This is a genomic window from Amycolatopsis pittospori, from assembly GCF_013870525.1.
In the GTDB taxonomy this organism is placed as follows: domain Bacteria; phylum Actinomycetota; class Actinomycetes; order Mycobacteriales; family Pseudonocardiaceae; genus Amycolatopsis; species Amycolatopsis pittospori.
In genome coordinates, this window is record NZ_JACBXD010000163.1 from 1 (window position 1) to 6753 (window position 6753).

The 6753-nt window shown below is 70.2% G+C and carries 6 protein-coding genes and 1 pseudogene; 5 read left to right on the forward strand and 2 right to left on the reverse strand.

Annotation, left to right across the window (positions count from 1 at the left end):
* From H5J31_RS38980 to H5J31_RS38995, 4 genes and pseudogenes are all read left to right on the forward strand, one after another.
* Positions 1-138: pseudogene (locus tag H5J31_RS38980) on the forward strand (AAA family ATPase); the annotation flags it as partial.
* Positions 138-1424 carry a DUF58 domain-containing protein gene (locus H5J31_RS38985; protein WP_181777671.1) on the forward strand — a complete coding sequence of 429 codons (1287 nt, stop codon included), beginning with the start codon at positions 138-140 and terminating at the stop codon, positions 1422-1424. The pseudogene H5J31_RS38980 and the gene H5J31_RS38985, both read left to right, overlap by 1 nt.
* Positions 1425-1520: 96 nt before the next feature.
* Complete coding sequence (locus H5J31_RS38990) at positions 1521-2267, forward strand: maleylpyruvate isomerase family mycothiol-dependent enzyme (protein WP_181777672.1); 747 nt, start codon at positions 1521-1523, stop codon at positions 2265-2267.
* Positions 2268-2354: 87 nt separating this feature from the next.
* Positions 2355-3137, forward strand: a complete 783-nt coding sequence (locus H5J31_RS38995) for a ricin-type beta-trefoil lectin domain protein (protein ID WP_181777673.1) — start codon at positions 2355-2357, stop codon at positions 3135-3137.
* 186 nt (positions 3138-3323) lie between these two features.
* On the opposite strand, the gene H5J31_RS39000 is transcribed toward H5J31_RS38995, so the two are convergent.
* Positions 3324-4331, reverse strand: coding sequence for a stage II sporulation protein M (locus H5J31_RS39000; RefSeq protein WP_181777674.1), 1008 nt, complete (start codon positions 4329-4331; stop codon positions 3324-3326).
* A gap of 61 nt (positions 4332-4392) precedes the next feature.
* Between H5J31_RS39000 and H5J31_RS39005 the strand changes: the two genes are divergently transcribed.
* A complete protein-coding gene (locus H5J31_RS39005; RefSeq protein ID WP_181777675.1) occupies positions 4393-5262 on the forward strand; it encodes an RDD family protein in 870 nt (289 codons plus the stop codon).
* Between the two features lie 171 nt (positions 5263-5433).
* Here H5J31_RS39005 and H5J31_RS39010 read toward each other — a convergent pair.
* Positions 5434-6753, reverse strand: a 1320-nt coding sequence (locus H5J31_RS39010) for a neutral zinc metallopeptidase (RefSeq protein WP_236005660.1), incomplete at its 5' end; no start/stop codon positions are given.

Consider the following 6753-nt stretch of genomic DNA (forward strand, 5'->3'; position numbering starts at 1 on the left):
ACCCCGGACGACGTCAAAGCGTTGGCACGGCCGTCTTTGCGGCACCGGCTCGACCTGCGTCCCGAGGCCGAACTCGAAGGCGCGACCGCCGACGGCGTGCTGGACCGGGTCCTCGCTTCCGTACCCGTTCCACGTTGATGGCCGTCACCGGGCGGCTCGGGCTGCTGGCGCTCGTCATGGCGCCGGTGGTCGGCTTCCTGCTGCCCTCGTGGGCGGGGATCGGGCTGGCCGCCGCGGTGCTGCTGCTGGTGGTCGTGCTGGACCTGCTGCTCGCCGGGAGTGTGCGGCGCCTGCAGTTCGCGCGGTCCGGCGCGACTTCCGTCCGGCTGGGGGAGGGCTGCGAGGTCACGCTGACCATCGCCAACCCCGGTGGCCGTCCGGTGCGCGCGTCGCTGCGGGACGCCTGGCCGCCCAGTGCCGTCGCCGACGACAGGCACCGTTTTTCCTTGCCTGCCGGGGAACGCCGCAAGGTGACCACCCGGCTGCTGCCCACCCGGCGCGGCGATCGGCGGGCGTCCAGGGTCACCGTCCGCTCGACCGGGCCGCTGGGGCTGGCCGCGCGGCAGGGTTCGCACGAGGTGCCCTGGACCGTGCGGGTGCTGCCGCCGTTCCACAGCCGCAAACATCTGCCGTCGCGGCTGGCGCGGTTGCAGCAGCTCGACGGCCGCAACGCGGTGCTGATCCGGGGGCAGGGCACCGAATTCGACTCGTTGCGCGAGTACGTGATCGGCGACGACGTCCGGTCGATCGACTGGCGCGCCTCGGCCCGCGCCTCGGACGTGATGGTGCGGACCTGGCGGCCCGAACGCGACCGGCATGTGGTGCTGGTGCTCGACACCGGCCGGGTTTCGGCGGGCCGGGTGGGCGACGCGCCGCGGCTCGACGCGGCGATGGACGCGGCGCTCCTGCTGGCCGTGCTCGCTTCACGGGCCGGAGACCGCGTCGACCTCCTCGCCTACGACAGGCAGGTGCACGCCGCCGTCCAGGGATCGGCGGATCTGTTGCCCGCCTTGGTGAACGCGATGGCGCCGCTCGAACCGTCGCTGATCGAGACCGACGCGCGCGGGATGGTCGCGGAGGTGCTGCGACGGACTCGCCGTCGGGCGCTGGTCGTCCTGCTGACCGGCTTGGACGCGGCGCCCCTGGAAGAGGGACTGTTCCCCGTGCTGGCCAAACTGACCTCGCGGCACCAGCTCGTGGTCGCTTCGGTGGCGGATCCGCGGGTGGCCGAGATGGCGGCAGGACGTGGCGACGCGGAGGCCGTCTACGACGCGGCCGCGGCCGAGCGGGTGCTGGCCGAACGACGTCAGGTCACCGCGCGGCTGGCGCGGAACGGTGTCGAGGTCGTCGACGCGGTTCCCGAGGACCTGCCACCGCGGCTGGCCGACCGGTATCTCGCGCTGAAGGCGGCCGGGCGACTCTGAGGTCACTGACGTCCCTGACGTCCCTGGTGTCTCTGATGTCGAGAGCCGCATGACGGCTCCGACTTCCTGGTGACCAGATCATCAGGAGGAGACCCGATGGATTTCGACCGGCACTGCGCCGAGATCGTCACGCAGACCGAACTGCTCGCGACCGAATCGGCGGACGCCGACCTGGCCTCGCCCGTCCCGTCGTGCCCCGGCTGGACGCTGGGGAACCTGGTGCGGCATCTCGGCGGCGGGCACCGGTGGGCCGAGGAGATCGTCCGGACCAGGGCGACGGCGCCGCTGCCCGACGACCGGGTGCGTCAGGTGGACGGTGACGACTCCGGTCCGCTGCCGGGCTCCTGGCTGGTCGAAGGCGCTTCTCGGCTGGCGTCGGCGCTGCGGGAAGCGGGGCCGGACGCCGAGGTCTGGGTGCCGTTCCACTACGGGACCGCGTCGTTCTACGCGCGCCGGTTCACGCACGAGACCCTGGTCCACCGCGCCGACGCGACCCTGGCGGCGGGACTGAAGTTCCGCGCCGCGCCCGAGGTCGTGCTCGACGCCGTCGACGAGTGGATGGAACTGGAGGCACTGCCGCAGCACTTCGAATTCCGGCCGGAGAAGCGGGAGATCCTCGGGGAGGGCCGATCGGTCGGGTTCGAGGCCGCCGAGCACGCGTGGTTCCTCGACCTCACCGGCTCGGTCGTCGCCTGGGAACGGGGCCGGCGTGAGGCGGCGGCGACCGTACGCGGTTCGCTGACCGATCTGCTGCTGGTGCTCTACCAGCGGAAGGACGCCGACGAGGTCGTCGGGGATCGGGAGTTCTTCGAGAGGTGGCAGACCCACGTGCGGTTCGGTTGAACCCGATGGTGTGGTGCCGGTTGGCGGCGGGTGTCGCGGACGGTTAGCTCGGAGGGAGATCCAGACCGACAGGAATGGGGTTTCGGCTTGCGCAGGGTCGTTCTGTTTCTCGCGTTGCTCCCGGTGGTGCTGCTCGTGTCACCCGCTTCGGCGCAACCCGCCGGGACGCCGGTCTATCTCGCGGACGGAGGCGGGACCCTTTCGCTGGCCATGGCCGACGGCAAGGCGCTCCTCGCCGATGCGAAGGACGCCGGCGCGCAGTGGTCGTACGACAAGGCGGCGCTCTCGTACAAGCACGTCGCGAGTGGACAGTGCCTGGCGGCGATCAGCCCGGTGGACGGGGTCGGCGTCAAACTCGTGGCGTGCGACGGCAAGGACCGCTACCAGCAGTGGCGCCGCAACGCCGGATCACCCGGACTGGTGGTCCTGGCGAACGTCGCGACCGCGCGCTGCCTGACCGCCGAGTCACCGAAGGCGGGAGCGCGGCTCTACCAGGAGGTCTGCTCACTCTCCGGCCTGTCGAACACGTGGGCCGCCGGAGTGCGGACGCTCGCGATCCTGTCCGGCAACGGCCAGCGACTCTCGTCGAAGGCGCCGGGGCAGCCGTTCGTCGTCCGGGTGATCGGCGAGAACGGCCAGCCCGCCGCCGACGTCCCGGTGAACTTCTTCGTGCGCGCGGCGCGGCCGAAGAACGTGCTGGTCTTCGAAGGCGGGGCCGAGACGGTGTCGGCGAAGACCGGGGCCGACGGTTCGGCGTCGAGCCCGAAGGTCGTCCTGACCGAACCCGGCGAGTTCGAGATCCGCTACGCGGGCAGCGCGAGCCTGGAGGACGGGAACAGCATCGCCTTCGAAGGCAGCTGCACCTGCTGAGCCGGGGGAGTCGTTAGTACGGTCTGCGCCGCCGGGGGATGTTGCGAAAGCCACTTTCGCAACCTTCAACGTTGCGAAAGTGGCTTTCGCAACACCTTCCCCTGGCGGCCCGGCGGGAAGCTGAGCGCACCTCCCACCCCGCCCGGCAAGAGCGATAGCAAAGGTCCCTTGCTCTCTTTCCGCAGGTCAGCCCGCCTCCGGGCGCGAGTCTCCGGCGTACCGCCAGTCCACATCGCCCACTTCGCCCGCCTTCGCGGCCTTACGCCCGACTACGAACACGTAGAGCAGGAAGGCGACTTCGGCGACTACGCCGATCCCGATCCGCGCCCAGGTCGGAAGGCCCGACGGCGTCACGAAGCCCTCGATCACGCCCGAGATCAGCAGGACGACGGTCAGCCCCAGCGCCATCACGACGACCGACCGGCCTTGCTCGCCGAGCGCCGCCGTCCGGGAGCGGCGTCCGGGGTCGACGACCGTCCAGCCGAGTTTCAGCCCCGTCCCGGCCGCGACGAACACCGCGGTCAGTTCCAGCAGGCCGTGCGGCAGGATCAGGCCGAAGAACACGTCGAGCCGCCCGGCCGAGGACATCAGGGCCGCGCCGATCGCGAGGTTCAGCGAGTTCACCCAGAGCGCGTAGATCACCGGCACGCCCAGCACGACGCCGAGGAACAGACAGGTCGCGGCCACCCACGCGTTGTTCGTCCAGACTCGCGCGGCGAAGGAGCCCGCGGGGTCCGACGAGTAGTAGGTCTCGTATTTGCCGCCTGGCGCGGTCAGGTCCCTGAATTCTTCCGGCGATGCCAGCGACGCGAGCACTTGCGGGTCACCGGCGATCCATACGGCCGCGATCGCCATCACCGCGATCGAGGCCGCGGCCGACGCCAGCCACCAGCGTCGGCTCAAGTACAGGGCGGCGGGGAACCGCTGGGTGAAGAACAGGCCGACTTCGCGCCAAGCGGGACTGTGTGAGCCGGTGACCGCCGACCGGGCCTTCGCGACCAGGCCGGACAGGTGCGCGACGAGCGTGGGGTCCGGGGCGACCGACCGGATGATCGAAAGGTGCGTCGCGACGCGCTGGTACAGCGTCACCAGCTCGTCCGCGTCGGGGCCACTGAGCTTCCCGGCGCGGCCGACGAGCTCGCGCAGCCGGTCCCATTCGGCCTGGTGCGCGGCGACGAACACGTCCACGTCCAACTCGGAGCCCTCCCGGCGATCGTCCTTGGTCGCCCAGCCTATTCGTCACTACGCTTGCCAGGTGGAACAAGAGTCCGAACTCGTCACCGGCGAGGCCGTCGTCCTGGACGTGCGCGCGGCGAAACTGGCCAGCCGCGGGCTCGCCATGCTGCTCGACGTCGCCCTTCAGCTCATCGCGCTGTTCGTCGCCGTGCTCATCCTCAGCCAGGTCGCCGCGTTCGGCGACGAGGCGCTGGCGCTGACCCTGTTCCTGGTCACCCTCGTCCTGATCATGGTCGGGTACCCGGTGATCTTCGAGACCCTGAGCCGAGGCCGCACACTCGGGAAAATGGCGCTGGGCCTGCGCGTAGTCCGCACCGACGGCGGACCGGTCCGGTTCCGGCACGCGCTGGTCCGCGGGCTCGCCGGGTTCTTCATCGACTTCTGGGCGCTGGGACTGCTAGGCGTCGTGGCGGTGGTCACGTCGCTGCTGTCGACCAACGGCCGCCGCGTCGGCGACTACCTCGCGGGGACCCTGGTGATCCGTGAGCGCATACCTGCTGCCCGGACGCCCTACGTCGGTATGCCGCCGCAGCTCGCGTACTGGGCTTCGCAGCTGGACCTGACCCACTTGCCGAACGACCTCGCGCTGACCGTCCGTCAGTATCTGAGCCGCACGAGCGAGCTTCGCCCTGAAGCGGCCGAAGCGCTCGGGTACGGCCTTGCCCAGCAGGTCGCGGCGGCGATCGGGGCCCCGGTGCCGTCTTGGGTGCCGTCGTGGGAGTACCTGTCGGCGGTGCTGGCCGAACGACGGCGGCGCGATCACGCGAAGCTGCAGCCTCAGGCCCAGTACCCGGCTCCTCCTCAGTACTCCCAGTACTCACAGCCGACCGCTCCGGTTCCGGAGAAGACCGAGCCGGTGCCGGAGAACCCCTTCGCACCCCCTGGCTGACCTAAGTACATGAAGGCCCTCTGCGAAGGGGTCGTGAGTGTTTTGGGTCGTTAGAACAACCCAAAACACTCACGACCCTGTTCGGCAAGAGTGACACCGACCAGCGGATAGACGACGTTGCCGGGACCCTGCGTCTAGCGCTAGGAAGGGGGCCTTCCTGTACTTGAGGGGTCAGGACACGTCGGAGGAGTTCGCCGCCCACGTGTTGCATTGCGCTATCCGATTCTTCTGCGCGCCGTGCTGCCACCACGAGACCGCGTGCGCGTCGGAGCCGTGGTCGCGCGGACCGCCGTTGTGGTCGCCGCGGTCCTGCGATTCCCAGGCGTCGCGGTACATCGCCTGGTTCACCGAACCACCGCGGCCCACCGTCGAGCCCAGGAACGTCCCGGACAGACACTGCGCCGAAAGTTCGTTCCGCCGCGACATCTCCAGACCCGCCGCCGAGTCGACGCCGGCGTCGTATCGTGCGTCCCAGTACGCCTCCATGACACCGGAGAGCGCTTGGACGTGATGCGCGTACTCGTGCGCGAAGACGGCCAGGTACACGCCGGGCCTGTTGCCGTACTGGTTGGCTTGAAGACCTTCGTACGGCATGTACAGCGTCTCGTTCTGCGAGCAGTAGAACGCCGCCACCGCGCCGTTGCTGGCGTCCCCGCACGGACTCGACCAGTTCTTGCCGGACGGGTACTTCACGGTCGGCACCCGGAACGGCAGCTTCGAGTAGTCCATGACCTGTTTCCACACGTTGTCCAGGCAAGGCCGCGCGCTCTCGAAGAACGCCGCCGAGGCGTCCGGATTGCTCGCCCAGCGCGACAGGTTGCACGCCTGGTTCGGCAGTCCGACGTTCGAGTTCAGCCACAGCGGGTTGTCCGCCAGTTTGTGCTGCGCCTGCGGACCGGACGGCGTCCGGCTGGCCGACGTCTCACGCGACGAGCCGGTCGACGTCTCCTGGGTGCCGGTCGAATCACGCGAACCGGTGGTAGTCGTCGACGTCTCACTGGACGTGGTCGTGGAGGAGTCGTAGGAGGAGGTGGTCGTGTAAGGACTGGACGAGTAGCTGGCGTCCGCGACATGGTGCGAGCCGCCGCTGTTCGCGATGGCGATCACCATGATCAACCCGCCCATCACCGCCATCACGGCCACGATCGCGACGGCCGCGATCACCCCGCCGTTCGACTTCTTCTGGTGATATCCCCCGTAAGGAGCGAACGCGGGCTGCGCGAAACGCGGACCGTAAGGCAACTGCGGAGGTCCGACGGCGCCGGGCTGATACGGCATCGGCGCGCCGATCCGCGGCGGTGGCAGCGGAGCCGCGCCCGGCGGGGGCAGCGGCATCCCGCCGGTCGGCGGACCCGGCCGGAACGGCGGCGGGATCGGCGTCGGCTGTGAGATCGGCGGCCCGCCCGGTCCCTGCGGACCTGGCCGGCCCGGACCCTGCTGACCCTGCTGACCCGGTTGTCCCGGACCTGGCTGACCGGGGCGTCCGGGCGG

Coding starts and splice junctions, on each gene's coding strand:
- H5J31_RS38985 (WP_181777671.1), top strand. CDS start 138: ATGGCCGTCACCGGGCGGCTCGGGCTGCTGGCGCTCGTCATGGCGCCG.
- H5J31_RS38990 (WP_181777672.1), top strand. CDS start 1,521: ATGGATTTCGACCGGCACTGCGCCGAGATCGTCACGCAGACCGAACTG.